The following is a 25,922-nucleotide window of genomic DNA, read 5'->3' as shown; positions in this document are numbered from 1 at the left end:
GTCAGTCCTCGTCCGCCGTCAGCCGCAGCGAGATGCTGTTGATGCAGTAGCGCTGGTCCGTGGGAGTGGGGTACCCCTCACCCGCGAAGACGTGCCCCAGGTGCGAGCCGCACTTCGCGCAGCGGACCTCCGTCCGCACCATGCCGTGGGAGCGGTCCTCGATGAGCTCGACCGCCTCGGAGTCCTTGGGGTCGTAGAAGGACGGCCAGCCGCAGTGGCTTTCGAACTTGGTGTCGGAGCGGAAGAGTTCGGTGCCGCAGGCACGGCAGGAGTAGACACCGGCGGTCTTGGTGTCGGTGTACTCACCGACGAACGCGGGCTCGGTGCCGGCCTGCCGGAGCACCTGGTACTCGGCGGGGGTCAGCTCGGCGCGCCACTGCTCATCGGGCTTGTCGATCTCGTACGGCATCTGGGTGCCTCCTCCTCAGCTCAGCTGCCCAGGCGGGTCAGGATGGCGGGGCCGAGGTCGGTCACATCGCCCGCGCCCATGGTGAGAACAAGGTCACCGGGCCGGGCCATTCCGGCGATCACGTCCGGGACGGCGGCCTGGTCGCTCTCGGCGGTGACATCGGCGCCGGCGGACCGCGCGGCGTCGATGATCAGGGAGCTGGTGACGCCGGGGATCGGGTCCTCGCGGGCCGGATAGATGTCCAGGACGACGGACGCGTCGGCGAGGGCCAGCGCCTGGCCCATCTCCACGCCCAGCTCCTGGGTGCGGGAGAAGAGATGCGGCTGGAAGACGACGACGATACGGCTGTCCGATCCCTGCGTGGCGCCGCGGATGGCCTCCAGGTCGGCGGTCATCTCCGTGGGGTGGTGGGCGTAGGAGTCGATGACCTGGACGCCGGCGGCCTCGCCCTTGAGCTGGAGGCGGCGCTTGACGCCGGTGTACTTGCCGAGGGCGGAGGCGAGGTTGTGCGGCGGCAGGTCCAGGGCGACGCCGGCGGCCAGGGCGGCGACGGCGTTGTGGGCGTAGTGCCGGCCGGGGACGGAGACGGTGAAGGTCAGGATCTTGCCGCTGGTCAGGGTGACGGTGACGTCGCTGGTCAGACCGCGGGGGTTGACCTTGAGGATGCGGACGTCGGCGTCCGGTGACTCGCCGTAGGTGACGACCTCGATGTCGTAACGGCCGGCGATCTTGGCGGTCAGCTCGCGGGCGCCGGGGTGGTCGGCGGCGATGACCAGGGTTCCGCCCGGGCGGATGCGGCCGACGAAGGTCTCGAAGGACTCGTAGATCTCGTCCATCGAGGCGTAGTTGGCGTGGTGGTCCAGCTCGACGTTGAGGACGATGGCGACCTCGGGGGCGTACTTGTGGAAGCTGCGGTCGCTCTCGTCGGCCTCGGCGACGAAGATCTCGCCGGAGCCGTGCTCGGCGTTGGAGCCGGGGGCGTCGAGGTCGCCGCCGATGGCGTAGGACGGCTTGAGGCCGAGGGCGCCGAGGGAGACGGCGAGCATGGAGGTCGTCGTCGTCTTGCCGTGGGTGCCCGCCACCGCGATGGGGCGCAGGCCGTCCATGAGGGAGGCGAGGGCGTCGGAGCGGTGCACGACGGGGATGCCGCGCTCATGGGCGGCGGCCAGCTCGGGGTTGTCGGGGCGGATCGCGGAGGAGACCACGACGCTGGTGGCGTCGGCGGCCAGATGCCCGGCGTCATGGCCGATGTGGACCGTGGCGCCGAGGTCGCGCAGGGCCTGGGCGGTCGCGGAGTCCTTGGCGTCGCTGCCCGCCACCTGGGCGCCGCGCTGCGCGAGGATCTTGGCGATGCCCGACATGCCGGCTCCACCGATGCCGATGAAGTGCGGCCGTTCCATCGAGGCTGGGATGGCGGGTGCCATGGTGCGTCTCCCTGATCGTCGATCATCGCGAGCGGTACTGCTGTCGTTCTGTCGTGCTGTCGATGATTCTCGCACCCGGCACCGACAGCGCCGGTCCGCGGACCCCGGCCGCCGCTCAGCGGCGGATCAGGCCCTGGGCGGTGGCGGCGGCGACCGCGGACGTGCGCGAGTCCACGCCCAGCTTGGCGTAGATGTGGACAAGGTGGGACTTGACGGTCGCCTGGCTGAGGAAGAGCTGCTTGCTGATCGCGGCGTTCGACAGGCCGTCGGCGACGAGCTGCAGGACCTCGGTCTCCCGGCGGGAGAGCGCGGTGGCGGGGGTCCGCATCCGGTCCATCAGGCGCAGCGCGATGGTGGGCGCGAGCGCGGACTTGCCGGCGGCGGCGGTGCGCACCGCGGCGGCCAGTTCCTCCGGCGGGGCGTCCTTGAGGAGGTAGCCGGTGGCGCCGGCCTCGATGGCGGCGAGGATGTCGGCGTCGGTGTCGTACGTGGTCAGCACCAGGACCCGGGGGGCACCGGGGCGGGCGGCGATCGCGGCGGTGGCCTGGGAGCCGAGCATCCGGCCGCCGAACTGGAGGTCCATGAGGACGACGTCGAGGTCACGTCCCGCGGCGAGCTCGACGGCCTGCTCGGCGGTGGCGACGTCGGCGACGACCTCGAAGTCCGGTTCGGTCTCCAAAACGGCGCGCAGCCCGGCGCGCACGACGGGGTGGTCGTCGGCGAGCAGCAGCCGGATGACGGGGGCCCCGCCCTGGGGCGAGGCCGGCGTCCCGGGAGTGTCCGTAGTGGTCACGAGGCGGCCTCCGGGGCGACGGGTGCTGCGGTGCAGGGCAGGGTGACGGCGATGGCGGTGCCCTCTCCGGGGGCGGATTCCACGGCGAGGGTGCCCTGTAGGGCGCGGGCCCGGGCGCGCATCGCGGCGAGGCCGAAGCCGGTGCCGGAGGCCGCCGCGGAGCCCGGTGCGGGCACCTCCGCGGGCACGAATCCGGCGCCGTCGTCGACGACGTCCAGGGCGACCTCGGTGTCCATGTAGCTGAGGGTCAGCTCGACGCGGTCGGCGGCGGCGTGCTGCACGGTGTTGGCGAGCGCGGACTGGGCGATGCGCAGCAGGGCCACCTCGTGCGGGGTGGGAAGGGCGGTGGGCGCGCCGGAGACCTGGCAGTGCACGGCGAGACCGGACGTACGGGCGGTGGTGGCGCAGAGCCGTTCCAGGGCGGCGGGCAGCGTCCCCGCCTCCAGGTCGGGCGGGCTCAGCGCGCGCACGAAGCGGCGCGCCTCGGCGAGGTTGTCCACCGCGGCGGTACGGGCCTGCCGGACATGGCCGAGGGCTGTGCCGGGCCGCTCGGGCAGGGCGCGTTCGGCGGCCCGCAGCAGCAGCTGGATGCTGGACAGGCCCTGGGCGAGGGTGTCGTGGATCTCGCGGGCCAGCCGCTCGCGCTCGGCGAGCACTCCGGCGGCGTGTTCCGCCGCGGCGAGTTCGCTGCGGGCCGCGGTCAGCTCCTCGATGAGGCGGCGGCGCTGCTCGCTCTCCCGATAGAGGGCCTCGTAGCCGAGGACGACGGCCACGGCGACGGCGGCGCCCAGCGCGGGCCCGAGCACCGTGCCGACGCTCAGGGTGTGGGTGTGCCAGCCGAATCCGGCGGCGGCGAGGACGGTGGTGGCCACGACGGCGGGCAGCGCCCAGCGCAGCGGCAGCAGATGCAACTGGACGAAGAAGAGCGGGAAGGCCAGCCAGACGCCGTCCGGGGTGAGGGCGAGCAGCACCAGCCAGAGCAGGCCCACGGCGCCCAGCCAGAGCGCGGCGGCGCCCGTGGAGCTGCGCAGCCGGGGCAGCCTGGGGCCGATCGCGTACACGGCGAACAGCGCGACGGCGGTCGGGAGGACGGCCGCGGCGTCCGGAGCGTGGTCGGCGACCGCGCGTACGGCGGCCAGCCCGAGCAGCGCGGCCACCATCAGATGCAGGCAGCTGCGCAGGACCCGCAGGACGGGGGTGAGGGAGTGATCGGTCACGGCTTCTTCGGTCACGGCCTCTTCAGGCTAAGGGCCACCTCCACCTGCGGCATCAATCGAAGGGTTGATCCCGGGGCACACCTTTCGACGCCGGTGAACCACTCCGCGGCGCGATGCCGGAGCCCCACCCGGGCGGCGACGGTGGACACCAGCCGCCGGGCAGTGGGTCCGGCGCCCGGATCCGAGGAGAGCAGAGCCGGTGTTCGTCGCCTGGAGAGACCTGAGATTCGCAAAGGGGCGGTTCGCCCTGATGGGCACCGTCGTCGTGCTGATCACGGTGCTGGTGGGTCTGCTGTCCGGTCTGACCGCGGGCCTGGGCCGGGAGAACACCTCGGCCATCACCGCGCTGCCCGCCGACCACCTGGTGTTCTCCGCACCCGCCGGGGACGACGCCGTCGCCTTCACCGGTTCGCGGCTGCCGGAGCGGACCGTGGGGCAGTGGGCCCGGGTGCCGGGCGTACGGTCCGCCGAACCGTTGGGGATCGCCACGACGAAGGCCGGTGCCGACGGGCGGACGGCCACGGTGTCGGCGTTCGGGGTGCGGCCGGGGTCGCGGCTGGGCGTGGACACCGGGCAGGTCGGCGAGGGTGCGGTGGTGCTGTCCGAGAAGGCCGCCGAGTCGCTCGGTGTGCGGGCCGGGGGGTCGCTGACGCTGGGCGGCCGTACGGTGCACGTCGCGGCGGTGTCGGGCGCGGCGATGTACAGCCACACACCGGTGGTCTGGACGACGCTGGGCGACTGGGCGCGGCTGTCGGGCGGCTCCGGGGCCCAGGGCCGCGGCTCCGGTCCCGCGACGGAGGCGACCGTGCTGGCCCTGTCCACCACCGGGAGCGCCGATCTGGCGGCCGCCGACAAGAAGCTGGGCACCCGGACCGTCACGACCGACGACGCGCTGCAGGCGATCGGCTCGTACTCCGCCGAGAACGGCTCGCTGCAGCTGATGCGGGGCTTTCTGTTCGCCATCTCCGCGCTGGTCATCGGGGCGTTCTTCACGGTGTGGACGATCCAGCGCAGCGGCGATGTGGCCGTGCTGAAGGCGCTGGGCGCCTCGACCCGCTATCTGCTGCGGGACGCGCTCGGCCAGGCCGTCGTCCTGCTGGTGATCGGTACGGGCCTGGGCACCGCCGTGGCGGCGGGGGTGGGTGCCGGGATCGGCGGCGCGGTGCCGTTCGTGCTCGATCCGTCCACCGTGCTGATCCCCGCACTGATCATGATCGCGCTGGGTGCCGTGGGCGCCGCGCTGTCCATCCGCCGCATCACGTCCGTAGACCCGCTGACCGCCCTGGGGAGTGCCCGATGAGCCTCGAACTGACCGATGTGACCCTCACCTACCCCGACGGCGGGACCCGGCTGACCGCGCTGGACGAGGTCTCGCTGTCCGTGCCCGCCGGGTGTCTGACCGCGGTGATCGGGCCGTCCGGGTCCGGGAAGTCCAGCCTGCTCGCGGTCGCCGCGACGCTGATCGGCCCGGACCGCGGGCGGGTGGTGATCGACGGTACGGACACCGCGGGCCTGGGCCGCGGCGAGCTGACGGCGCTGCGCCGCACCACGATCGGCACGGTCTTCCAGCAGCCGAACCTGCTGCCTTCCCTGACCGCCGTCGAGCAGTTGCAGGTGATGGCCCACCTCGACGGCCGCTCGCCCCGTAAGGCACGCTCCCGGGCCCTGGAGCTGCTGGCGGCGGTCGGCCTGGACGGGCAGGCCCACCGGCGCCCGCACCAGCTGTCGGGCGGGCAGCGGCAGCGGATCAACATCGCCCGGGCGCTGATGAACGAGCCCGCCGTGCTGCTGGTGGACGAGCCGACCAGCGCGCTGGACCACGAACGCGGCGCCGCGGTCCTGGATCTGCTGCTCACCCTCACCCATCAGCGCGCCACCGCGACGGTTCTGGTCACCCACGACGCAGCGCATCTGGGCGCGGCCGACGAGATCGCGGAGGTGCGGGACGGGCGGCTGGGTCCGCGGGTCGGGGCCCGTTCCTGACGGCCGCTGCGGCCCGCGGCACCGTTCCGGACGGCCGCCGGGGCGGTGCGCCCCACCCGTACACCCGCTCGGGGTGCGGATACACCAACCGGGTGGCGTGCCCGCACCGCGCACCCGAGGTCAGGCAGACCCCTGGGGCTGGTCGTCCGCCGCGTGCGAGAAGAGCTTGAGCACCGGCACGCCGACCTTGTGGCGGGCGCGGGAGGCCCAGTCACGGTGGAAGAACTCCTCGACGAAGTGCGGTGTGGTCAGCACGATCACCTCGTCCGCGCCGGTCTCGTCGACGACGGAGCGCAGCAGGTCCAGCGGGTGGGCCTCGACCACCTGTCCGATGGCCTCCGCGCCCGCGTCGCGCAGCGCTTGCAGGGTGTGGGACAGGGCGAGGTCGGCGGGGGCGTCCGCCGCGCTGCCGCCCGGTTCCTCGCCCTCCCGTACCGCGTCGTCGAACTCGCCGAGGGCCACGTCGTCGATGGCCCGCAGCAGTACGTCCTGCTTGCCGCGCGGCTGCATCAGGACGACGAACGACATCGGGTCGTCGCCGTGCAGGGTCGTCACAAACTCCACGTCGGCGGGCGTCAGTGGCTTCTCGATCATCAATACGCTCGTGAACACGACGGACGCCCTTCTTCTCTTCGGGGCACTGCGGTGCGCGGTGCCCGACAGAAACCATCCTGCCCCGTCGCCACACGGGACTGCTGGCTTTTAGTGTGCCCAAAGGAAGCTAAGCGGAACAGATAATTCCGCCGATTGTCAGGACCGACGGTAGCGAGTGAACAGAAACCCGGCCTCCTCCAATACGGACGCCAGGACGAACCGCTCGGGAACCGGGACGGCAGGTCCGTCCATGATCCTCGGCGCAGCGCCCACTGCGACCACCGGGGCCAGCGTCAGACACATCTCGTCCACCGCCCCTGCCGCCGCGAACTGCCCCAGCAGCCGCGGCCCGCCCTCCGTGAGCAGCCGGGTGTACCCCTGTCCGGCCAGCACCCCGGCCACCCGGGCCGGATCGACGCCCAGCCCCTCACCGGCGAACAGCACCTCGGCCCCCGCCTCCCGGGCCTTCGCCACCCGGTCCGCCGGCGCGCCCGCTCCGGTCAGTACGAGGGTGGGGACCAGCGGCTCGGTGAACAGGGGCAGGCCGAAGTCCAGCCCGAGCCCGGCGGTGACCACGGCGATGGCGGGGGCCGGGCCCTGGCCGGCGGCGGCCCGCCGGGCGGCGAACGCCTCCCGGGCGCGGGCCGGCCGGTAGCCCTCCTGCCGTACCGTTTCCGCACCCACCACCACGACATCCGCGAGCGCCCGCAGCACCCCGAAGATCCGCATGTCGGCGTCGCTGGAGAGCGGCTGCGAGCGGCCCTCGTGATGCGCCGCGCCGTCCATCGACGACACCATGTTGGCGCGCAGCCACCCGTCCCGCCGCGTACCCGCCGGATCGTCCGGCGCCGGATACGCGTAGGCCTCGGCCAGCTCGTCCAGGGTCCACTCGCGGTCGGTCAGGCCGGGCGGCGGCGCCGCGGCGTCCGTGCCGTCGGGGGAGGTCGCGGGCGGGGTGGGGAGGGGGAACAGGCGTCGCATGGCGGCAGTGTGACATGCCTCGCTCGGCGGACCGGCGGATACCGCCGAGGAGATAGGCTGGACGGCTGTGTCGCCTTCCCAGCCCTCTTCCCCGCAGCCCGACCCGATAGCCGGACCGCCGGCCGACGGGGACGACGTGGCGCCCACCGCGCTCACCTCCCGCGCCCCGCACGTCCCGGCCGACCGCCTGGTCGCCGAGATGGTGCCGCCGCCGCGCTTCCAGGACGCCCGCTTCGACACCTACATCCCGGACGCCCAGCAGCCCAGCCAGGCCGAGGCCGTCCAGGTGCTGAGCGACTTCGCGGACGGCATCGACGCCGGGACGGGCCCGGGCACCGCCAAGCGGCGCTGGTTCGCCAGGAAGCCGGCGGCCCCCAAGGGCCCGCGCGGCGTCTATCTGGACGGCGGCTACGGCGTCGGCAAGACGCACCTGCTCGCCTCCCTGTGGCACGCCACCCCGGCCCCGGCCGAACGCAAGGCCTTCGGCACCTTCGTCGAGCTGACCAACCTCGTCGGCGCGCTCGGCTTCCAGCAGACCGTCCGCACGCTCGGCGACCACAAACTGCTGTGCATCGACGAGTTCGAGCTGGACGACCCCGGCGACACCGTCCTGGTCTCCACCCTGCTCGGCAAGCTGGTGGACGCCGGCGTGGCGCTGGCCGCCACCTCCAACACCCTGCCCGGCAAGCTCGGCGAGGGCCGGTTCGCCGCCGCCGACTTCCTGCGCGAGATCCAGGGCCTGAGCGCCCACTTCCGTCCGCTGCGGATCGACGGCGAGGACTACCGCCACCGCGGTCTGCCCGAGGCCCCCGCCCCGTACGACACCGAGACCGTCACCCGCACCGCCTACCGCACGCCCGGCGCCTCGCTCGACGACTTCCCCTCCCTGCTGGACCACCTGTCGAAGGTGCACCCCAGCCGCTACGGCGCGATGTGCGACGGCATCGAGGCGGTCTGCCTCACCGACGTCCAGGCGGTCCCCGACCAGTCCACCGCGCTGCGCCTGGTGGTCCTCGCCGACCGGCTCTACGACCGCGAGGTGCCCGTCCTGACCTCCGGCAAGGCCTTCGACGAGCTGTTCAGCGACGAGATGCTGCGCGGCGGCTACCGCAAGAAGTACTTCCGGGCGATCTCCCGCCTGACGGCGCTGGCCCGCGACGCCAAGCCGCTGGTCGCCGGCGAGGCGCCGTAGGGGCACCCGCGGCGGATCGGGAAGAGTGACCGGCCCGCGCAGCCTGGTTCCCGGCGGCGCGGGTGCGTGGTACACACGAGCGGGTTACGTCACCTGTCCGCCAACAGGGAGTGGCCCATGTCTGCGACACGACGTCAGATTCTGACGAGAGCCGGCGCGTTGGGGGTTTCCCTCGCCTTCTCCGGAAACGTCACCGAGATCTTCGCCGGGACCGCGACCGCCCAGAGCATGGGGCGGCGCGGCTACGGCCCGCTGGTCCCCGACCCGGCCGGTCTGCTCGATCTGCCCCAGGGCTTCCGGTACAAGGTGCTCTCCAAGGAGGGCGACCCGCTGCCCTCCGGGGAGGGCAAGGTGCCCAGCAACTGCGACGGTATGGCCGCCTTCCCCGGTTCTCCCGGCCGCCACGGCGGTACCTACCTGGTCCGCAACCACGAGAACCGCACCGGCTCCCGCTCCGCCGTCCCCCGGGTCCGCGACCTGACGTACGACCCCGGTGGCGAGGGCGGCTGCACGGCCCTGGAGCTCGACCGGAACAACACCGTGCGCTCCGAACGGGTCGCCATCGCCGGCACCTCCACCAACTGCGCGGGCGGCCACACCCCGTGGAACACCTGGCTGACCTGCGAGGAGACCGAGTTCCGGGCCGGTGAGGAGAACTACACCAAGGACCACGGCTTCATCTTCGAGGTCGATCCGTACGACCCGCGGCGGACGGGAGCCGTCCCGCTGACCGCTATGGGGCGCTTCCAGCACGAGGCCGTCGCCGTGGACCCCGGCACCGGCACGGTCTACGAGACCGAGGACGCCTTCGAGAAGCCGTTCGGGCTCTTCTACCGCTTTCTGCCGAACAAGCCGATGGGCGGGCGCGGTTCGCTCCGGGCCGGTGGCCGTCTGCAGGCGCTGCGCGTCCCCGGAGTGCCCGACCTGTCCACCATCCAGGAGCCCGGCACCACCTTCGACCACGTGGAGTGGGTCGACGTCCCCGACCCGCTCGCCCGCCGGACCCCCATCCGCTTCCAGGACTTCGGCCCCCAGGGCATCACCCACGCCCAGAAGCTGGAGGGCTGCTACTGGGGCGGCTCCTGCGTCTACTTCGTCTCCAGCTTCGCGCACCGCGACGCCGGTTCGGCGGCGGACCACTACGGCCAGGTCTGGAAGTACGAACCGAAGCGGCGGCGCCTGACCCAGGTCGTCGTCTTCGGTCCCGACACCGATCTGCAGCTTCCCGGCGAGTCCCCCGACAACATCTGCCTGGCGCCCAGCGGCGGCCTGATGGTCTGCGAGGACGGCGAGGGGGCCCAGCACGTCTTCGGCCTCACCCGGCACGGCGAGGTCTATGCGATGGCGCGCGGCCGCCAGAACATCGGCACCCCGCAGAAGCCGGAGTGGGGCGAATTCGCCGGCGTGACCTTCTCACCCGACCACCGCACGATGTACGTCAACTGCTACACCCCGGGGACGACGTTCGCGGTGACCGGGCCGTGGCAGCACTGATGCGGCGGACCGGCGCCGACACGGCGGGCCCGGGCTGACCATGGGGTGGCCGGTCGCGCACGGCGTCCTGGTGGCGGCCGGTCACCCCGAGCAGGCGGTGCGCTGGGCCTCCTGCCATTCGCACACCGGGCAGAGCACGATGCCGGGGCGGTCGGCGGGGTACTCGGTGGGACGGCCGCAGTGCAGGCAGTCGGCGCGGGGCGCGGGGGCGGTCGGGTCGCTGGTGGTCGGGTGATTGTCGGTGCCTGCCATGGTGCCGAGCGTACGCCTGCGCCTGCCGGACGCGGGCCCCGTGCGGGTCAGTTGCGGCGGGAGCTGAGGGCGCAGGCGGCGGCCGTGGCAGCGGCCGCGATCAGGAAGGTGAGGGCGAGTGGGAGCCAGGGGGTGCTGATCGTGCCGTGGACGGAGCCGGTGACCAGGCCGGTGACGGCGGCGTTGGCGGGCGAGGCACCGAGGACGAGCAGGAGCAGTGCGGCGGTGAGACCTGCCGGGATGCTCCAGGCCGGGCTGCGCAGGACCGGCCAGTTGCACAGCGCGCCGATCGCGGTGCCCATCAGCAGGCAGGCCAGCGCGGCGAGCAGCCCCGCGGCGGCCGCGGGCAGAACCGGGACGGCGACGCGGTGGTCGGTGGAGCGCGGGTCGGACAGCAGCACGGCCGCCGCCGTACCCAGCAGCGCGAGCAGCGTCGCGGCACCGGCCGCGGTGAGCACACAGGCCAGGTGCACCCGGCCGGGCCCGGTGGCGGCCGCGGCGCAGTTGCGGGCGGCCGGCGGCTCGTTGGTGACACAGACCCGGGTGAGCCATACCGCTACGGGCAGCAGGCCACCGGCGGCGTAGCCGAACGCGTCGAGGATCGGGCCGCCGCCCTGGACGCCGATGGCCAGGAAGGCGGCGTAGCAGATGACCGGCGGCAGCCAGCGGTGCGAGCCGATGAGCAGCGCGGCCTGGTAGCGGAGGAGCGCGAGCACAGGGAGGGGCCTCTTCAGGGTGTCGGAGTCGGGGCGGACGGGGGCGGAGCCGGCAGCGGGCGGGTCGGGACGCGTCGGAGCCCGGTCCGGGGCGGGAACCGCGTGGTCGTTCAGGGGGCGGGCGCCGCGTGCCCCGGGGCGGGGGTCTCGGCCGGAGCCGGGCCCCGGGCCGGGGCGACCGAGCGGATGTGCCAGGGCGGACGGGCGGCGAGCAGGGCCCGCAGCAGGGCGTCGGAGTGGGCGGCCGCGACCGTCAGCCGGATCGTGCCGTCCGGGCCCGGCGCGATCTCCGGTCCGCCGGGAAGCCGTGCCGCCCCGCCGGACGGCCCGGACCCTCCGCCGGGCAGCGCCGCCGCCCCCTCGGGCGCCGGCACGCTCCCCGGTGCGCCCTCCACCTCGATGATCACCCGTCGGCCGGTCGCCGCCGCGCCCGCGGCGGGCCCACCGCTCTCCTCCTGGGGCAGCAGCCGCCCCTCCGCGACCCGATAGCGGGCGTCGGCCGCGCCGGCCAGCCGCTGCGGGTCGTGGTCGACGAAGACGACCGTGCCACCGGCCGCGACCCGCTCGGCGACGGCGCGGTCGAGCACCTCGCGCGCGCCGCGGTCCAGGCCGGTCCAGGCCTCGTCCAGGACGAGGAGTTCGGGCTCGGCGAGCAGGGCCTGGGCGACCGCGACCTTCTGGCTGGTCCCCTTGGACAGCTCGCCCAGTCGCGTATGCGCATGCCCGGCGGCGCCGAAGCGTGCGAGCCACTCGGTGGCACGGCCGGCCGCTTCGGAGCCGGGTACGCCGTGGATGCGGCCGAGGTGGGTGAGGTAGCCGACGGCGGTGAAGGGCATGGCGGCCGGGAAGCGTTCGGGTACGTACGCACTGCGCGGCCGGCCGGTGATCCGCCCGGTGCTGGGGCGGTCGATGCCGGCGAGCAGCCGCAGCAGGGTGGACTTTCCACTGCCGTTGGTCCCCTCGACGCGCAGCAGCGCACCCGCGGGCACGTCCAGATGGACATCCTTCAGCACCCAGGGCCCGCGCACCCCGTAGCGCCGCCCCACCCCGTCCAGCTTCATCCGCTGTGCACCTCCACTGCCTCCGGCCTCCCGGCGTCCCTCGGGACCCCGCGGCACTCCCCCGCCGCCGTCCCCCGCCGCCGCGCCGTCCCCGACGGTAGCCGGAGCGACCGCCCGGTGCCCGCGCGGGTGCGCACCGGGCGTCAGCCGCGTACGGCGCGAACCCCGGGCCGGCCGGGTGGAGTTGGCCGGCCGCCGGCCGGTGCCAAAGGCCCGCCCGGGCCGGCCCACCGGCTGCGAGGCCGGCGCCGGGGTTGTCAGTGGTGGCTGGCAGACTGGTCGGGTGACCAGCACCGAGACCGCCGGGCAGCCCGGCAACAGCTCCAGCAGCCCGCTCCCGCACGCACCGACCGACCGGGACGCGGCGCCGCAGTTCGTGCTGCCACTGGTCGCGCGGATAGAGCGGGCCGAGCCGCCGGCGCGTACGGACGCGCTGGAGACGGCCGCACGGGCGGTGCTGGTGCTGCTGTCGGACGAACGGTCGGCCGGGGACGGCGAGTGGGCCGGGGCCGTGCGGGCCTGGCAGGACGCCCGGATACGCAAGGTGGTGCGGCGGGCGCGCGGCGCGGAGTGGCGGCGGGCCGAGGCGCTGCCGGGCATCACGGTCAGCGGTGACCGCGCCGAGGTGCGGGTCTATCCGCCGGTGCCGCTGGACGGCTGGCCGAAGGATCTGGCGCGCCTCCAGGTCTCGGGCACGGAGCTGGACGACCCTCAACCGCCGAAGGCGCCGGCTGAGGGGCTGCCGGTGCTGTGGCTCAACCCCGAGCTGGAGATGTCGGCGGGCAAGGAGATGGCGCAGGCCGGGCATGGCGCCCAGCTGGCGTGGTGGGAGCTGTCCGAGGAGGAGCGGGCGGCCTGGCGCGCGGCGGGGTTCCCGCTGGCCGTCCGGTCCGCGGAGCGTACGCACTGGGAGGCGCTGACCCGCAGCGGGCTGCCCGTGGTGCGCGATGCGGGCTTCACGGAGATCGCCCCGGGCTCCTGCACAGTGGTCGCCGACCACCCCGCGCTGCGCAAGGCGCTGCCGCGCTCCCTCCCGCGGTAGCCATGCTCTGACCGCCCTGCCACTGGACGCCCCCAGCGGCATCAGGTCCGTCACCCTGCCCCGTGGCAGCCGTCTGGAGAAGCGGACCGCAGCATGGACAGGTGACTCGCCGCCGGGGTGGCAGAACGAGGGTCATAACCATCGATCATGCCGGAGGACTACTCGGCCGGCAGGGCCTCCCGTATCGCCTGGGCGGTGGTGGTCGGGTCGTAGCCCTCGGGGACGCCGTCGACCAGGATGATGTCGCCCTTGATGTGCCGCGAGCGCAGCGGTGCGATCTCCTGGTACGCGGGGGAGTCCCACCAGGCCCGCGCCTCGGCGATGCCGGGGAAGCCGATCAGTACGACGTGCCCGGGCCAGCTGCCCTCCTTCGCTTCGTGCTGCGCCCCGTGCACCAGGAAGCGGCCGCCGTACGGCTCGAAGGTCGCGGTGATGCGCTCGATGTACTCGGCGATCTCCGGGTGCGGAGCGGCTTCCTGGAGGTGGGCTATGGCGTAGGCGGGCATGGCGTCCTTCCGTTCCGTTCGGTTGGGCTCCGTCATGCCGACGATCATGGCATGCGGACACGCCGGGGGTGAGGGCTTGGCGCGGATCGCCGCAGTGCCCGCCCGGCCATAACTCCCTCAGAAGTTGCCGTAGTTGACCTGCCAGGTCGGCAGGCCCATCCGGCGCCAGACGGCGACGACGCGGTCGCGGTCGTCCAGGGAGACGCGCACCGCGAAGCGGTGGCGGACATGGCGGTCGAACAGTTCGGCCTTCACCACGTCGTCACGGCGGCCGTCGCCGGCGGCGCGCATCCACAGCTCGTCGTAGGGGACGTCGTGCCGGCGCAGCCACTCCTCGGTCCGCTCGCGGTGCTCCTCGCCGCGCCCCGACAGCAGGACGACGACGTCGTCGTCGGCGCGCTGGAAGGAGCGCAGGGCGTCGCGCACCGAGACGTTGAGCAGGTCCTCGCCGCAGCGGGAGAAGTCATAGGGGCCGCGGTCGCCCCTGATGGCGAGTGTGCCGTCGATGTCGCACATCACCGCCGCCGGCAGGGCCGGGTCGGCGGCGTACGGCTCGACCGGCACCTCGTCGTTGAACCACTCCGCGGTGAGCCGCCAGCCGCCCTGCCTGGCCTTGGCGTGCTTGTCGGCCAGGAGCCGGATGATGTCCTCACCGGCCGTGCGCTCGCGCGCGGCGTCGCGCCGTATGCACTCCTCGACCGGGACGTCGGTGAAGTCGTGCACGACGAAGGCGGCCTGTCCGGCCACGGCGGCCTTCAGGCGCTTGGGAATGTGGGGCGTCAGGTGCGTGTTGTCGACGACGACGTCGAAGCCGTCGTCGACGGCGGCCCGTACGGCCGCGTCCTGGATCGCGAGCACGGTCTGCTCGTGCGCGTACGACCGGCGCTCGGGTGCCGGGATGTCGAGCATGGTCCGCAGGTCGTCGAGGTTCACCCGGCGCATCCGGCCCTCGGACTCCGCCTGCAGCCTGCGCGCGGCGGTCGTCTTGCCCGAGGCCGGGAGCCCCGTCATGACGTGTACTTCGGGCACGGTCAGTTCTCCTCGTCGTTCTTGAAAGGGTCGGATGCCTCCGGCCGGAGGGAACGGTACGTCACCAGCTCTGTGGGACGCCCGTCCAGGCGCTGGAACATGGCGGGCCGGACGGCGGCGTCGGGCAGCGCCCGCACGGCGCGGGCGAAGGCGCCGCGTTCGCCGGCGAGGTGGGCCAGGGAGCGGTACGCCTCGTCGATCGCGTGCTCGCGGTCGGCCACGTTCTTCTCGATCCGCGCGATCACCTCGTGCACCCAGGTGTCGAACTCGTCGGGCACCTGCTCCAGCAGCGCGTCCAGGGGCCGGCCGCCGGACGCCTCGATGTCGGCCGCCGAGCAGCCCAGCGCCTGGGCCACCTGCTTGGCGGGCAGTCCGGCGAAGCGCTGGATGCCGTGGCCGCGCCAGATGTCCCGCTCCGTCACGCCGGTGAGCACCTTGTGCAGCCGTACGTACTCGGCGAGCTTGGCCTTGGCCCGTACGCCCGAGGCGAAGCGCAGCACGAAGCCCTCGGCGTCGGTGCCGGTGGGGGGGCCGCCACCGGGCAGCCGGTTGGCCTCGGTCAGGGCGAGCAGTTCGGCGAGCGGCATACCGGGCCAGACGGTGACGACCGAGCCTATGCCGTGCCAGCACGCCGCGGCGTCGGCCAGGGGTATCTCCGTGCCGTCCTTGGCGAGGGCGGCGAGGAGCACCAGGTCCCGGCGGTCGCCGTAGTCGACGACGATGCGGTTCTGCGGGTAGAGGATCTCGGCGAGATAGGTGATTCCGGGCACCAGGGCGGAGGTGTCCTTGCCGTCGAGCAGCCGCTGGGCCCAGGTCGCCTGGGTGCTGATGAACGAGCCCTTGGACGCGACGTGCCACCGGTCGGCGTAGTGGAAGACCACGGCGAGGCTGCCGTCGACCTTGTCGTACACCTCGAACGGCTCGTCCGGGAGGGCCGGCGCGTACGGCTGGCCGGACTCGTGCTCGCCGACGTTGAAGAACTTGGGCAACGGCAGCGCGACGATCTCTCCGGTGGCGTCGTCGGCGACCAGGCCGCGGCAGCGCATGGTCACCCGGTTCCACACGCGCTCGTACTGGGCCGTCCTGGTGTACGTGTAGAGGGACAGCGGCAGTTCGGGGTGCCGTTTGCGGTTGACGTGCCCGGCGTCGAGGGCGGCCGTCAGCTCCTGCGGCGGCAGCAGCTCGTGAAGAGTCGGGGTCGCCTGGCTCATGGGTCTCTCGGTTCCTCCTGGTAGTGACCCCTGATTGTGGTCTGCGGGAGGCCCGGTGAACAGCGAATTTGTTGCGCGGACGGGGGACGACGGTGGTGCGGGCCCGGCGGGCGGGCCCCGCGCGGCGACGGCCGTGGTCGAGCACCCCGACCGCGCCGGCGACGAGTTGGTGGATCACTTCTCGGTGGGGCGGGGCGGCATCCAGTGCTCGACGTGGAAGTCGCCCTTCTCCAGGGTCTCGAAGGGGGCGGAGCCCAGGCACTTGCCGACGCTCTTCTTCGGCACGCCGTCCATGGCCCAGCTGTAGCCGAGCCGGTCCTTCCTGCCGTCGTCCAGCACGGTGAAGCCGAACCGCTTGCCCTTCAGATCACCGATCTTCGGCATACCCGGGGTGTTCTTGAAGTGCGACTCCGTCACGATGCCGGTGGCGACGGCGACCGGGCCGCCGGTCACCAGGCAGTCGACACGGCCCTTGAAGTAGCCGCCCCAGTCCTTGCCGTAGTAATGGCTGACGCGGAACGTGCCGCGCGCCTGATCGGCGAAGCCATGGGCGTTGATGGTGAAGTGCACGTTGTCGCCGGGCTGGCGCTTGAGCTTGACGGAGCCGGTGAGCGAGGGCTCCTCGACGGTGTGCCGGGCGGCCCGGGACCCGCTGTCGACGGCCGCGGCCGGCCCCGTCAGGCCCAGGGTCAGCGCGGTCGCCGTACATGCGGCGAGCGCCGTGGCGGCCATGACGAAGGGGCGACGCATTGCAGGCATTCGTTCTCCAAGGGGCGAGGCGAGAGGTCGGAATCGGTGCGGCAGGGAGGAGTCCCGTCCCTGCTGCTCTCCACGGTCCTCTCGGCTCCGACCTCGGGCGTCGCTCCGCAGAAGGAATGCCCTCCGCCGAGCGGTGGAGCCGGGGATGGGCCGACAGACCGAGGCCCAGGGCCTTTCGATGGGTCATGGCCGGATCCGCGCCCTTTCCGGCCCCGACCCGTCGGACAGGCCTAGCGGAAGGCCGAGACATGCCGCCGGGCCCAGTCGGCGAAGGTGCGGGGCGGGCGGCCGAGGACGCGTTCGGCGTCGGGGCTGATGTGCCGCTCGGCGGAGGTGGGTTCGCCGAGGATGGCCAGCGTCGTTTCGACGACGGGCTCGGGCATGAACCGCAGCATGTCCTCGCGGGCCTCCTCACGGGTCTGCTCGAGGAACCGGACGGGTTCGCCGAGTGCGGCACCGAGCGCCGCGGCGCGCTGCCGGGGCGTGGTGAGGGCGGGGCCGGTCAGCTCGTACGTCCGCCCCAGGTGCCGGTCCTCGCGCAGTGCCGCGGCGGCGACCTCGGCGATGTCGGTCGGGTCGACGGTCGGCAGGCCGGTGTCGCCGAACGGGGCGGCGACGGTCCGCCGGGCCCGGACCGACTCGGCCCAGGCATAGGCGTTGGAGTGGAAGCCGCCGGGCCGCAGGATCGTCCACCGCAGGCCGGAGTGCCGGACCGCGTCCTCGATGGCGCCCGCCGTGCCTGCGTGCGAGGCCGACTGCGGCCGGGTCGCGACTCCTTGGGACGACAGCAGCACCACCCGTTCGACGCCGCCGGCCTTGGCCGCGTCGAGGATGTCGGGCGGGCTCAGCAGGTGCGCGCTGGAACCTCCGTTCTGCAGGAACACCGCGTCGGCGCCGTCGAAGACGCCCCGGAGGCTCTCCGCGTCGGTCAGGTCCGCCCGCCGATGCCGCACGCCCTCCGGTACGTCCCGCGCCGAGATCCTCCGCGAGGTCGCGGTCACCTCCTCGCCGGCGGCCGCGAGGGCCGCTACGAGGGGTCGGCCTGCGTTGCCGGTCGCACCCGTCACCACGATCATGAGCAACTCCCTGGGATTTCCGCCTTGTTGGCGACGCCCGAGCGGGCGAGAACGCTCCGGAGGACTGTTCTCCGGGCGACGGGAGGACGCTAACAGCGGCCGTATTGTAGGTACCTAGAGGAAAGTGACTACCCCGGGGGGATGCACATGGCCGACGGCGCGACCCGGACGGCGTCGATCGAGGTCGATCCCCGACTCGCCTGCCCGATCAGCCCGGTCGTGGACATGGTGTTCAGCCGCTGGACCACGCCGATCCTGTGGACCCTCCATGCGCACGGACGCCAGCGCTTCGTCGAGCTCGAACGGCGGATCACCCACATCACCCCGAAGGTGCTGACCCAGCGGCTGCGGCAACTGGAGCGCGACGGCCTGGTGGTGCGCACGTACCACCCGGAGGTTCCCCCGCGCGTCGAGTACGAGATCAGCGGCCTCGGGCGCAGCCTCGCCCCGCTCTTCGCGCAGCTCGCCGAGTGGGGCGCCGGCCACCTGGACGAGGTCGAGCAGGCCCGGCGCGACTACGACGCCGACGCGGCCCGATAGCGGGGGCAGCAACAAGAAGGGTCCCTTCCTCATATGAGGAAGGGACCCTTTGCCGAGCGCCCGGCAGGCCTTGCACCTGCATCTCCCACCGGTTGGTGGACGTCTTTCCTTGGACCACAGACGCTTGGCTCCCGCCCGTGGGCCGGAGCTTCACCATGATCATACATGGCGCTGGCGGAGGCTCGTCCTCGTAGTGGGTCCACGTGGACGATCCCGACAACGGTGGGGCCCCCGCGCCGTTCAGGCGTGGGAGAGGCGCCGTGCCGGGCGTCGCGGGCCAGGCGGGGCTTTGCCGACACCCCCTAGTTCAGGGTCTTCAGCGCCGCCACGTCGTACGGCTTCAGCTCGTCGAACCTGCCGGCCAGGACCTTCGTCGCCCACTGCGGGTCCTGGAGCAGGGCGCGGCCGACGGCGACCAGGTCGAACTCGTCGCGCTCCAGGCGGTCGAGGAGGTTGTCGATGCTGCCGACCTCGGCGCCCTCGCCCGCGAACGCGCGGATGAAGTCGCCGTCGAGGCCGACCGAGCCGACGGTGATGGTGGGGCGGCCGGTGAGCTTCTTGGTCCAGCCCGCCAGGTTCAGGTCCGAACCCGCGAACTCCGGGAGCCAGTAGCGGCGGGTGGAGGCGTGGAAGGCGTCGACGCCGGCCTCCGCGAGCGGGGTCAGGATCGCCGCCAGCTCCTCCGGGGTCTCGGCGAGCCTGGCGTCGTAGGCCTCCTGCTTCCACTGCGAGTAGCGGAAGATCACCGGGAAGTCGGGCGAGACGGTCTCGCGGACCGCGGCCACGATCTCGGTCGCGAACTTCGTGCGGGCGACGGGGTCGCCGCCGTACGCGTCGGTGCGGCGGTTCGTCCCCGCCCACAGGAACTGGTCGAGGAGGTAGCCGTGGGCGCCGTGCAGCTCGATGCCGTCGAAGCCGATGCGCTCGGCGGCCGCGGCGGCCTCGACGAAGGCACCGATGACCTCGTCCAGATCGCTTCGGGTCATCGCCTTGCCGGTGCCCTCGGTGCCGTCGACGCGGATGCCGGAGGGGCCGACGGCGGGGGCGTCGGCGTAGGGCGGGTCGCCCTGCTTGCGCACCATGCCGATGTGCCACAGCTGCGGCACGATCGTGCCGCCGGCCGCGTGCACGGCCTCGGCGACCTTCGCCCAGCCCGCCAGCTGCTCCTCACCGTGGAAGCGCGGCACACGGTCGCTCTGCCCGGCCGACTCGTGGCCGACGTAGGTCCCCTCGGTGACGATCAGGCCGACCCCCGCGGCGGCGCGGCGGGCGTAGTACGACCGCACGTCCTCACCGGGGACACCGCCCGGGGAGAACATGCGCGTCATCGGCGCCATCGCGATGCGGTTCGGAACGGTCAGGCCGTTCAGGGTGACGGGTCGGGACAGGATTTCCGCCGCGCGGGAGGCGGAGGACGCGGTGACGGTCACGGAGTGCTCCTCGTAGGTACCGGTCGGTATGTGCACACGCATTCAATGCGTGCATTGCCAACCAGGGCGGCTGTCGCGGCATTCCGGCCGTCCGGCGAACCCGCCTGTGATCCGGGACACGCGCCGGGTGCCGGGACCGTACGGCCCTCCTCAAGGCGACGGCCCGTGGGGAGGGAAGTTTCGGGCCAGACCGTATCGTTGGCCCATGATTGCCTCACTTCTCGGGTTCACCACCGTGGCCGCGCTGCTGACCATCTCCCCCGGCCCCGACTTCGCGGTGGTCCTGCGGACCGCGCTCGGCTCGGGGCGGCGCGCCGCGCTGTGCAGCGCGCTGGGCATATCCACCGGGTGCTTCGTGTGGGGGCTGGCCGGCGCGGTCGGGCTGACCGCGATGCTGTCGGCCTCGGAGACGGCGTACCGCGTCCTGGGGCTGGCCGGTGCGCTGTATCTGATGTTGCTCGGGGTGCAGGCGCTGCGCAGTGCCCGGCGGGGACGGACGGCCGGGCGCACGGAGACGACGGGCCCGGGACAGGGCACGGGGCGGGAAACGACTGCGGGCGGGCGGCAGGCACAGGCCGCGGGCGCGACCAAGGACGCGCTTGCGACGCCCCTGGGCGCGTTCCGTACCGGTCTGCTGAGCAATGTCCTCAACCCCAAGGTCGGGGTCGTCTATATGTCGCTGCTGCCGCAGTTCATCCCGCACGGTGCGCCGGTGGTCGCCACCACACTGCTGCTGGTCACCGTCCATGCCGCACTGGGCGTGCTGTGGCTGGGCGGTATCGCGCTCGCGGTCCACCGGGCGCGGGCCGTCTTCCAGCGTCCGCGCGTACGGCGGAGGCTGGATCAGGCCACCGGCGGGGTGCTGCTGGCGCTGGGCGCGGCGGTGGGGTTCGAGACCGCCCGCTGACTGCCGCGGGGCACCGGCGGGGGCGGGCGGGAAGCTCAAATCAACCTCTGAACTCGGCCGGTGCAGGGTTTGGCCCCTGTTGACGGGGCCATGAGTACCCCGACCACGGAGCGAGAGGGGGAGCCATGGAGCGCATGGGGCGCCTTGGTACGGGAATCGGCTGGCGGCCGGAAATCGCCGCGGAGATCGCGGAGCTGCCCGGGGTGGACTGGGTCGAGGTCGTGGCGGAGAACATCTGCCCGGGCCATCTGCCGGACGCCCTGCGGGAGTTGCGCGAGCGCGGCACGACCGTCGTTCCGCACGGTGTCTCGCTCGGCCTCGGCGGCGCCGACCGTCCCGACGCCGGCCGTCTGACCGCGCTCGCCGAGCGCGCCGAGGCGCTGGGCGCGCCGCTGGTCACCGAGCACATCGCGTTCGTCCGGGCCGGCGGGCCGCTGACCGTCTCCCCGCTGATGGAGGCCGGGCACCTGCTGCCCGTACCGCGCACCCGTGACGCGCTGGACGTGCTCTGCGAGAACGTCCGGATCGCCCAGGACGCGCTGCCGGTGCCGCTGGCCCTGGAGAACATCGCCGCACTCATCAACTGGCCGGGCGAGGAGTTCACCGAGGGCCAGTTCCTGTCCGAGCTGGTCGAGCGGACCGGGGTGCGGCTGCTGATCGACGTCGCCAACCTGCACACCAACCACGTCAACCGGGGCGAGGACCCGGCGGTCGCGCTCGACGAGCTGCCGATCGAGGCCATCGCGTACGTCCATGTCGCGGGAGGGGTGGAGCGGGACGGGGTGTGGCACGACAGCCATGCCCATCCGGTGACCCGGCCGGTGCTGGACGTGCTGGCGGAGCTGTGCGCCCGGACCGCCCCGCCCGGTGTGCTGCTGGAGCGCGACGAGGACTTCCCCGAGGGCGGGGAGCTCGCCGGTGAACTCGACGCGATCCGCACCGTGCTGAAGGAGGCCCGTCATGCGCAGGCGGCTTGAGTCCGTACCGGAGGCGAGCACGCTCCGGGGCCCGGGCGCCGACCCGGCGACCGGCACCGACGCGGCGCGGCAGCGGCTGGCGCTGGCGCAGACCGCACTGCTGTCCGCGCTGGTCGCCGGGACGCCGGCGCCCGAGGGCTTCGACCGCACCCGGCTGCGGGTGCAGAGCCGGGCGCTGACCGCCAAGCGCGCCGCGGTCGTCGCCAAGGTCGCACCCGAGCTGCCCGAGATCCTCGGCGCCGACTACCGGGCGGCGTTCGCCGGCTTCGCGCGGAACCGGCCGATGGCCGGCGGCTACCGCCAGGACGCACTGGACTTCGCGGCGCATCTGCTGGCCCAGGGCCGTCCCGAGGACCCGGCCGCACGGCAGCGGCTCACGCGCTGGTGGCGCGATCGCGCGGGCCCCAAGCCGCCGTCCGCCCGGCCCGCGGCCCGCCTGGCGCGCGCCGTACGCGACGTGCTGGGCCGGAGGTGACCGCGATGTCCTTCACACAGTGGGTGTACGCCGCGGTCGGTGTCTCGTCGTTGCTGCTCGTCCTCGGCACGGTGGTGGTGCGGCTGCGGACGCCGTCGGCCACCAGGGGGGACGCGCTGACGCACCACGTGTGGGAGGCGGCGTTCCTGGCCGGCGGCCCCGGGCGGGTGGTGGACGCCGCGGTCGCCGGGATGCACGAGGACGGGCTGCTGGCGGTGGGCGGGCCGGGCGTGGTGACCCTACGCGGTGCCGCCGCCCGCGACGCGGTCGAGGCGGCCGTGGTGGACGCGATCCTGCGGACGCCCGGCGGGGCGCTGACCACGGTTCGCGTCGAGGCGATGCGCAGCCCGGCGGTCCAGGGCGTCGGTGACCGGCTGGCGGCCCGCGGGCTGCTGCGCCCGCCGGGGCTCGGGCGGGGCTGGCGACGGTGGGCGAGCACGCAGATGACGGCGTGCACGGTGCTCTTCGCCGCAGCGGTGGTGATCTCGATCGCCGGGGCGGCCGGGGACGACGGGTTCGAGGCGCCGGTGGTCCTCCGCACCGTGCCGGCGCTTTTCGGCGGCGTGCTGATGGGGGCGCTGTGCCGGAAGGCGCTTCGCAAGCGGATCACCAAGGCGGGGTCCGTGGCGCTGCGCGCCGCGCAGACGGGCGGCTCCAGGGGCGGCGTGGGCGGTGCCTGGCAGCCCGCCGCGCAGGTGGTGGCGCTGGGGGGTACGGCGCTGATCGCGGACGAGCTGCTGCGCCAGCAGTTCGAGGAGGCGCAGCGGGCCACCGCGGCCGCCGCTTCGGGCAGCGGGTCCTCCTCGTCCGGCAGTTCGTCGTCCTGCGGCTCCGGGGGCGACGCCTCCTGGTGCGGTGGGTCCGACGGCGGCTCGGGGTCCGGGTGCGGCGGCGGTTCGTCCTGCGGCGCGGGGGCGTCGTCGTGCGGGGGCGGTTCGAGCGGCGGCTCGTCGTGCGGCGGGGGTTCGAGCTGCGGGGGCGGGGGCGGCTGCGGCAGCAGCTGACGCGAGGGGGCGGGGGCCGCGCGTGCGGTGCGGGTGGCGGCGCGTGCGGTGCCTCACATGTGGAGAAAATGCGTGGCGTCCGTGACGGACCCTCACGTATGAACTCTGCATATGTGGCTTCTTTTCCTCCTCGTCGCCTGTGTGGCGGCGGTGCTCTCCTGTGCGCGGGTCTGCCGTGCCGCGGTCGTCTCCGCCCGCACCGCCCCGCCGGCCCCTCGTCCAGCGTCGGATCCGGCCACCGCTGACGGGTCCGAGCCCGGCCTGACCCTGTACGAGATGGCCTATCTCTCCGGCGGTCCGCACCGGCTCGCCGATGTGGTGCTGGTGCTGATGGCACAGCAGCGGCGGCTGCTGCTCGCCCACACCGGCTGGGCCACCGTCGTCGACCCGGTCGGCCAGGACTCCGTGGAGCGCGCCACTCTCTCCGCCATAGGGCCCGACGGGCAGCGCCCGATACCGGCGGTGCGGGAGGCCCTGGTCGCCGACGACGCGGTGCGGGCGGTGGCCGACCGGTTGGTGGCCGACGGGCTCGCGCTGCCCGCCGGGGTCCGGCCGGGCATCCGCGGCGCGGTCCGGCAGGTGCGGGCCGCCGCCCTGCTGGTGGTGCTGTCCGCCGCGGCGAGCTACTGGATGGCGCCCTCCGGCGCGGACTACGGGGCGGCGCTGGGCTGGTTCGCGCTCCCGCTGATCCTCAGCCTCGGCACGCTGGCCATGGCCCGCTTCGAGCTGTATCCGTACGGCGACTGGGCCACCGACGCGGGCGAACGGCGACTGCCCGCCGCCGGCTCCCCCAGCTCCCCTGCCGCTTCCGTCTCACTCACCAGACTCGCGCTGCACGGCCCCATGGCCCTCACCGACCCCAGCCTGCGCGCCGCGCTCCACTCTTCCGGGGCATAGCGTCCGACACCGGCACCAGGTGCTTTACATCGGCAATGAGCGCCTCAACTATCCCTTTTGTATGCACACACGAAGGGACGGCCAGTGAGAGCACTTGCGTTGTACGGCACGATCGGATCGCTGATCGTGACCGCCGTCGCCACCGCCCCGGCGGGCAGCGCCCCGCGTTCGACCAGCGCGCCGCCGGCGCCCGTGGCCCACCGCATCGACTTCGGCCGGTGCGCGCCGGTGGAGCATCTGCCGTCGACCGTCGAGTGCGGCAAGCTCACCGTCCCCCTCGACTACGCGCGGCCGGACGGCAAGAAGATCGACCTCACGGTCAGCCGGATCCGCGCCACCTCGCCGGGTGAACGGCAGGGCTCCCTGGTCTTCAACCCCGGCGGCCCCGGCGCGTCCAGCCTGGAGTTCCCCCTCTACGGCGGGCTGCCCAAGTGGAACAAGCTGGCCCGTGCCTATGACTTCGTCGGCTACGCGCCGCGCGGCGTCGGCCGCTCGGCGCCGCTGTCCTGCCAGGACCCCGAGGAGTTCGCCAAGGCGCCGACCGACAGCCGGTCGCAGCCCGACGCGGCCTACAAGCGCAAGAAGGTGGCCGAGGCGAAGGCGTACGCCCGCGGCTGCGCCCGCCGGGCCGGGGCGGACCTGCCGTTCTACAACTCCGTCAACAACGCCCGCGACCTGGACATGCTGCGGGCCGCGCTCGGCGAGAAGCGGCTGACGTTCATGGGCGCCTCGTACGGGACGTACTTCGGTGCGGTCTACGCGACGCTCTTCCCCGGCCACGTCCGGCGGATGATCTTCGACAGCGTGGTCAACCCCGCGCCCCAGCAGATCTGGTACCGCAACAACCTCGACCAGTCCATCGCCTTCGAGCGCCGGTGGGGCGACTGGCTGCGCTGGGTCGCCAAGCACGACCACCACTACCACCTCGGGACGTCCAAGCAGGCGGTGCAGAAGTCGTACGACAAGGCCGTCGCGCGGCTGCGCCGCCACCCGCTCAGCGGCAAGATCGGCCCCGGCCAGCTGCAGGCGGCGTACCTCAAGACCGGCTACAACGACGCCTTCTGGCCGCTGCGCGCCGAGGCGCTCTCGGGCTACCTGCACGGCGACCCCAAGCAGCTGATCTCCCAGGCCATGCCCCAGACCCGCACCGCCAAGGACGAGGAGAACGCCAACGCCGTCTACACCGCGGTGGAGTGCAATGACGCGCACTGGCCGCGCTCGTGGCAGACCTGGGACCGGGACAACAGCGACATCGCGCGGATCGCGCCGTTCGAGACCTGGGACAACGCCTGGATGAACCTGCCGTGCGCCTTCTGGCCCGAGCGGTCGGAGTCGCACGCGGCCGGCACCGACTCCGCGGAACAGGGCGCGGCGCAGGACCTGCTGGACGACGCCGGCCACGCCGCCGCGACCGGGCTGGACGACCTGCTCCTGGGGACGCACGGACCGCTCGACATCCACACCGAGCCGGGGGCGCTGCCGCCGGTGCTGCTGCTCGCGGCCGAGCGGGACGCGGCGACCCCGTACAAGGGCGCGGTGGAACTGCAGCGGCGGCTGCCCGGCTCGTCGCTGGTCACCGAGAACGCCGCGGGCACCCACGGCATCGCGTTCGGCGAGAACGCCTGTGTGAGCAAGTACGCCGAGGACTACCTGCTGCGCGGGAAGATCCCGGCACACCGGGTGTACTGCGCGCCGCACGCGGAGCCGGTGCCGGGCCAGGCGGCGAACCGGGCGCAGCTCGCGCGGCCGGGCGCACGGCCCGGGAAGTAGCGCGCCGGCCGAGACAGCGCGGTGGGGGGGGGGGGGGGGGGGGGGGGGGGGGGGGGGGGGGGGGGGGGGGGGGGGGGGGGGGGGGGGAGGGGGGAGGGGGGGGGGGGGGGGGGGGGGGGGGGGGGGGGGGGGGGGGGGGGGGGGGGGGGGGGGGGGGGGGGGGGGGGGGGGGGGGGGGGGGGG

The 25,922-nt window shown here is 73.6% G+C and carries 25 protein-coding genes and 1 pseudogene; 11 read left to right on the top strand and 15 right to left on the bottom strand.

The features are described 5' to 3' along the window. Window position 1: 1 nt before the first annotated feature. From msrB to ACZ5XZ_RS17230, 4 genes are all read right to left on the bottom strand, one after another. The gene (gene msrB / locus ACZ5XZ_RS17245) at window positions 2–409 is read right to left on the bottom strand and encodes a peptide-methionine (R)-S-oxide reductase MsrB (protein WP_468978678.1); all 408 of its coding nucleotides are present in this window, start codon (window positions 407–409) and stop codon (window positions 2–4) included. Between the two features lie 20 nt (window positions 410–429). After that, entirely contained in the window at window positions 430–1,833 is a 1,404-nt protein-coding gene (murC, locus tag ACZ5XZ_RS17240; RefSeq protein WP_468978677.1) for a UDP-N-acetylmuramate--L-alanine ligase, read from the bottom strand. Window positions 1,834–1,948: 115 nt separating this feature from the next. Then, complete coding sequence (locus ACZ5XZ_RS17235) at window positions 1,949–2,626, bottom strand: response regulator (protein WP_468978674.1); 678 nt, start codon at window positions 2,624–2,626, stop codon at window positions 1,949–1,951. Beyond that, on the bottom strand, window positions 2,623–3,858 hold the full coding sequence (locus tag ACZ5XZ_RS17230) for a sensor histidine kinase (protein WP_468978672.1): 1,236 nt from the start codon (window positions 3,856–3,858) through the stop codon (window positions 2,623–2,625). The genes ACZ5XZ_RS17235 and ACZ5XZ_RS17230 overlap by 4 nt, the downstream gene beginning before the upstream one ends. Window positions 3,859–4,042: 184 nt before the next feature. Here ACZ5XZ_RS17230 and ACZ5XZ_RS17225 point away from each other — a divergent pair, with 184 nt between their 5' ends. Together ACZ5XZ_RS17225 and ACZ5XZ_RS17220 are read left to right on the top strand one after the other, a co-directional pair. After that, window positions 4,043–5,143: an ABC transporter permease gene (locus ACZ5XZ_RS17225; protein WP_468978669.1), complete on the top strand. Its 1,101-nt coding sequence runs from the start codon at window positions 4,043–4,045 to the stop codon at window positions 5,141–5,143. Next, on the top strand, window positions 5,140–5,826 hold the full coding sequence (locus ACZ5XZ_RS17220; protein WP_468978668.1) for an ABC transporter ATP-binding protein: 687 nt from the start codon (window positions 5,140–5,142) through the stop codon (window positions 5,824–5,826). Before ACZ5XZ_RS17225 ends, ACZ5XZ_RS17220 begins: the two co-directional genes overlap by 4 nt. Window positions 5,827–5,946: 120 nt before the next feature. On the opposite strand, the gene ACZ5XZ_RS17215 is transcribed toward ACZ5XZ_RS17220, so the two are convergent. Continuing rightward, the gene (locus ACZ5XZ_RS17215; protein WP_384431734.1) at window positions 5,947–6,420 is read right to left on the bottom strand and encodes an indole-3-glycerol phosphate synthase; all 474 of its coding nucleotides are present in this window, start codon (window positions 6,418–6,420) and stop codon (window positions 5,947–5,949) included. Window positions 6,421–6,576: 156 nt separating this feature from the next. Next, a complete protein-coding gene (locus tag ACZ5XZ_RS17210; RefSeq protein ID WP_468978666.1) occupies window positions 6,577–7,401 on the bottom strand; it encodes a pyrimidine reductase family protein in 825 nt (274 codons plus the stop codon). 67 nt (window positions 7,402–7,468) lie between these two features. Here ACZ5XZ_RS17210 and zapE point away from each other — a divergent pair, with 67 nt between their 5' ends. Then, complete coding sequence (zapE, locus tag ACZ5XZ_RS17205) at window positions 7,469–8,593, top strand: cell division protein ZapE (RefSeq protein WP_468978665.1); 1,125 nt, start codon at window positions 7,469–7,471, stop codon at window positions 8,591–8,593. Window positions 8,594–8,710: 117 nt separating this feature from the next. After that, the gene (locus ACZ5XZ_RS17200) at window positions 8,711–10,087 is read left to right on the top strand and encodes an alkaline phosphatase PhoX (RefSeq protein WP_468978663.1); all 1,377 of its coding nucleotides are present in this window, start codon (window positions 8,711–8,713) and stop codon (window positions 10,085–10,087) included. 81 nt (window positions 10,088–10,168) lie between these two features. Here the strand turns inward: ACZ5XZ_RS17200 and ACZ5XZ_RS17195 are convergent, their stop codons facing one another. The 3 genes from ACZ5XZ_RS17195 to ACZ5XZ_RS17185 all read right to left on the bottom strand — a co-directional run bounded on the left by ACZ5XZ_RS17195 (window position 10,169) and on the right by ACZ5XZ_RS17185 (window position 12,116). Continuing rightward, entirely contained in the window at window positions 10,169–10,339 is a 171-nt protein-coding gene (locus tag ACZ5XZ_RS17195) for a hypothetical protein (RefSeq protein WP_468978661.1), read from the bottom strand. Between the two features lie 47 nt (window positions 10,340–10,386). Continuing rightward, window positions 10,387–11,055 (bottom strand): ABC transporter, encoded by a 669-nt coding sequence (locus tag ACZ5XZ_RS17190; RefSeq protein WP_468978659.1) that lies wholly within the window; start codon window positions 11,053–11,055, stop codon window positions 10,387–10,389. Between the two features lie 110 nt (window positions 11,056–11,165). Beyond that, entirely contained in the window at window positions 11,166–12,116 is a 951-nt protein-coding gene (locus ACZ5XZ_RS17185; protein ID WP_468978657.1) for an ATP-binding cassette domain-containing protein, read from the bottom strand. 283 nt (window positions 12,117–12,399) lie between these two features. On the opposite strand from ACZ5XZ_RS17185, the gene ACZ5XZ_RS17180 reads away from it, so the two are divergent. Continuing rightward, window positions 12,400–13,158, top strand: coding sequence for an aminoacyl-tRNA hydrolase (locus ACZ5XZ_RS17180; RefSeq protein WP_468978655.1), 759 nt, complete (start codon window positions 12,400–12,402; stop codon window positions 13,156–13,158). 158 nt (window positions 13,159–13,316) lie between these two features. Here ACZ5XZ_RS17180 and ACZ5XZ_RS17175 read toward each other — a convergent pair whose 3' ends face one another. The 5 genes from ACZ5XZ_RS17175 to ACZ5XZ_RS17155 form a co-directional block, all read right to left on the bottom strand. After that, window positions 13,317–13,664, bottom strand: a complete 348-nt coding sequence (locus tag ACZ5XZ_RS17175) for a DUF1330 domain-containing protein (RefSeq protein ID WP_468979036.1) — start codon at window positions 13,662–13,664, stop codon at window positions 13,317–13,319. Between the two features lie 117 nt (window positions 13,665–13,781). Further along, window positions 13,782–14,693 carry a phosphatase domain-containing protein gene (locus ACZ5XZ_RS17170; RefSeq protein ID WP_468978654.1) on the bottom strand — a complete coding sequence of 304 codons (912 nt, stop codon included), beginning with the start codon at window positions 14,691–14,693 and terminating at the stop codon, window positions 13,782–13,784. A gap of 2 nt (window positions 14,694–14,695) precedes the next feature. Continuing rightward, a complete protein-coding gene (locus ACZ5XZ_RS17165; RefSeq protein WP_468978651.1) occupies window positions 14,696–15,904 on the bottom strand; it encodes an RNA ligase in 1,209 nt (402 codons plus the stop codon). 174 nt (window positions 15,905–16,078) lie between these two features. Further along, window positions 16,079–16,663, bottom strand: a complete 585-nt coding sequence (locus ACZ5XZ_RS17160) for a hypothetical protein (protein ID WP_468978649.1) — start codon at window positions 16,661–16,663, stop codon at window positions 16,079–16,081. A 230-nt stretch (window positions 16,664–16,893) separates the two neighbouring features. Next, window positions 16,894–17,739, bottom strand: coding sequence for an SDR family oxidoreductase (locus ACZ5XZ_RS17155; protein ID WP_468978648.1), 846 nt, complete (start codon window positions 17,737–17,739; stop codon window positions 16,894–16,896). Window positions 17,740–17,880: 141 nt separating this feature from the next. Here ACZ5XZ_RS17155 and ACZ5XZ_RS17150 point away from each other — a divergent pair, with 141 nt between their 5' ends. Further along, the gene (locus tag ACZ5XZ_RS17150; protein WP_468978646.1) at window positions 17,881–18,279 is read left to right on the top strand and encodes a winged helix-turn-helix transcriptional regulator; all 399 of its coding nucleotides are present in this window, start codon (window positions 17,881–17,883) and stop codon (window positions 18,277–18,279) included. A gap of 302 nt (window positions 18,280–18,581) precedes the next feature. On the opposite strand, the gene ACZ5XZ_RS17145 is transcribed toward ACZ5XZ_RS17150, so the two are convergent. Continuing rightward, entirely contained in the window at window positions 18,582–19,709 is a 1,128-nt protein-coding gene (locus ACZ5XZ_RS17145) for an NADH:flavin oxidoreductase (RefSeq protein WP_468978644.1), read from the bottom strand. Between the two features lie 205 nt (window positions 19,710–19,914). Between ACZ5XZ_RS17145 and ACZ5XZ_RS17140 the strand changes: the two genes are divergently transcribed. From ACZ5XZ_RS17140 to ACZ5XZ_RS17120, 5 genes and pseudogenes are all read left to right on the top strand, one after another. Continuing rightward, a complete protein-coding gene (locus tag ACZ5XZ_RS17140) occupies window positions 19,915–20,616 on the top strand; it encodes a LysE family translocator (protein ID WP_468978642.1) in 702 nt (233 codons plus the stop codon). Between the two features lie 134 nt (window positions 20,617–20,750). Then, a pseudogene (locus tag ACZ5XZ_RS17135) lies at window positions 20,751–22,068 on the top strand (MbnB/TglH/ChrH family RiPP precursor modification enzyme). A 5-nt stretch (window positions 22,069–22,073) separates the two neighbouring features. Then, window positions 22,074–23,072, top strand: a complete 999-nt coding sequence (locus tag ACZ5XZ_RS17130) for a TIGR04222 domain-containing membrane protein (protein WP_468978639.1) — start codon at window positions 22,074–22,076, stop codon at window positions 23,070–23,072. A 111-nt stretch (window positions 23,073–23,183) separates the two neighbouring features. After that, complete coding sequence (locus ACZ5XZ_RS17125) at window positions 23,184–23,969, top strand: TIGR04222 domain-containing membrane protein (protein ID WP_468978638.1); 786 nt, start codon at window positions 23,184–23,186, stop codon at window positions 23,967–23,969. An 84-nt stretch (window positions 23,970–24,053) separates the two neighbouring features. Then, the gene (locus tag ACZ5XZ_RS17120; RefSeq protein WP_468978635.1) at window positions 24,054–25,739 is read left to right on the top strand and encodes an alpha/beta hydrolase; all 1,686 of its coding nucleotides are present in this window, start codon (window positions 24,054–24,056) and stop codon (window positions 25,737–25,739) included. The last annotated feature ends 183 nt before the right edge of the window (window positions 25,740–25,922 follow it).

This window comes from Streptomyces sp. NPDC033270, from assembly GCF_055576575.1.
The sequence above is the reverse complement of the archived record's forward strand: the minus strand, read 5'-3'. Positions and strand labels throughout refer to the sequence as shown.

Bases quoted from the DNA above. Each gene is read 5' to 3' on its own strand.
- ACZ5XZ_RS17200 (WP_468978663.1), top strand. From the start codon at position 8,711: ATGTCTGCGACACGACGTCAGATTCTGACGAGAGCCGGCGCGTTGGGG.
- ACZ5XZ_RS17210 (WP_468978666.1), bottom strand. From the start codon at position 7,401: ATGCGACGCCTGTTCCCCCTCCCCACCCCGCCCGCGACCTCCCCCGAC.
- ACZ5XZ_RS17165 (WP_468978651.1), bottom strand. From the start codon at position 15,904: ATGAGCCAGGCGACCCCGACTCTTCACGAGCTGCTGCCGCCGCAGGAG.
- ACZ5XZ_RS17215 (WP_384431734.1), bottom strand. From the start codon at position 6,420: ATGATCGAGAAGCCACTGACGCCCGCCGACGTGGAGTTTGTGACGACC.
- ACZ5XZ_RS17155 (WP_468978648.1), bottom strand. From the start codon at position 17,739: ATGATCGTGGTGACGGGTGCGACCGGCAACGCAGGCCGACCCCTCGTA.
- ACZ5XZ_RS17195 (WP_468978661.1), bottom strand. From the start codon at position 10,339: ATGGCAGGCACCGACAATCACCCGACCACCAGCGACCCGACCGCCCCC.
- ACZ5XZ_RS17125 (WP_468978638.1), top strand. From the start codon at position 23,184: ATGTGGCTTCTTTTCCTCCTCGTCGCCTGTGTGGCGGCGGTGCTCTCC.
- ACZ5XZ_RS17160 (WP_468978649.1), bottom strand. From the start codon at position 16,663: ATGCCTGCAATGCGTCGCCCCTTCGTCATGGCCGCCACGGCGCTCGCC.
- msrB (WP_468978678.1), bottom strand. From the start codon at position 409: ATGCCGTACGAGATCGACAAGCCCGATGAGCAGTGGCGCGCCGAGCTG.
- ACZ5XZ_RS17130 (WP_468978639.1), top strand. From the start codon at position 22,074: ATGTCCTTCACACAGTGGGTGTACGCCGCGGTCGGTGTCTCGTCGTTG.
- ACZ5XZ_RS17175 (WP_468979036.1), bottom strand. From the start codon at position 13,664: ATGCCCGCCTACGCCATAGCCCACCTCCAGGAAGCCGCTCCGCACCCG.
- ACZ5XZ_RS17185 (WP_468978657.1), bottom strand. From the start codon at position 12,116: ATGAAGCTGGACGGGGTGGGGCGGCGCTACGGGGTGCGCGGGCCCTGG.
- murC (WP_468978677.1), bottom strand. From the start codon at position 1,833: ATGGCACCCGCCATCCCAGCCTCGATGGAACGGCCGCACTTCATCGGC.
- ACZ5XZ_RS17140 (WP_468978642.1), top strand. From the start codon at position 19,915: ATGATTGCCTCACTTCTCGGGTTCACCACCGTGGCCGCGCTGCTGACC.
- ACZ5XZ_RS17150 (WP_468978646.1), top strand. From the start codon at position 17,881: ATGCACATGGCCGACGGCGCGACCCGGACGGCGTCGATCGAGGTCGAT.
- ACZ5XZ_RS17220 (WP_468978668.1), top strand. From the start codon at position 5,140: ATGAGCCTCGAACTGACCGATGTGACCCTCACCTACCCCGACGGCGGG.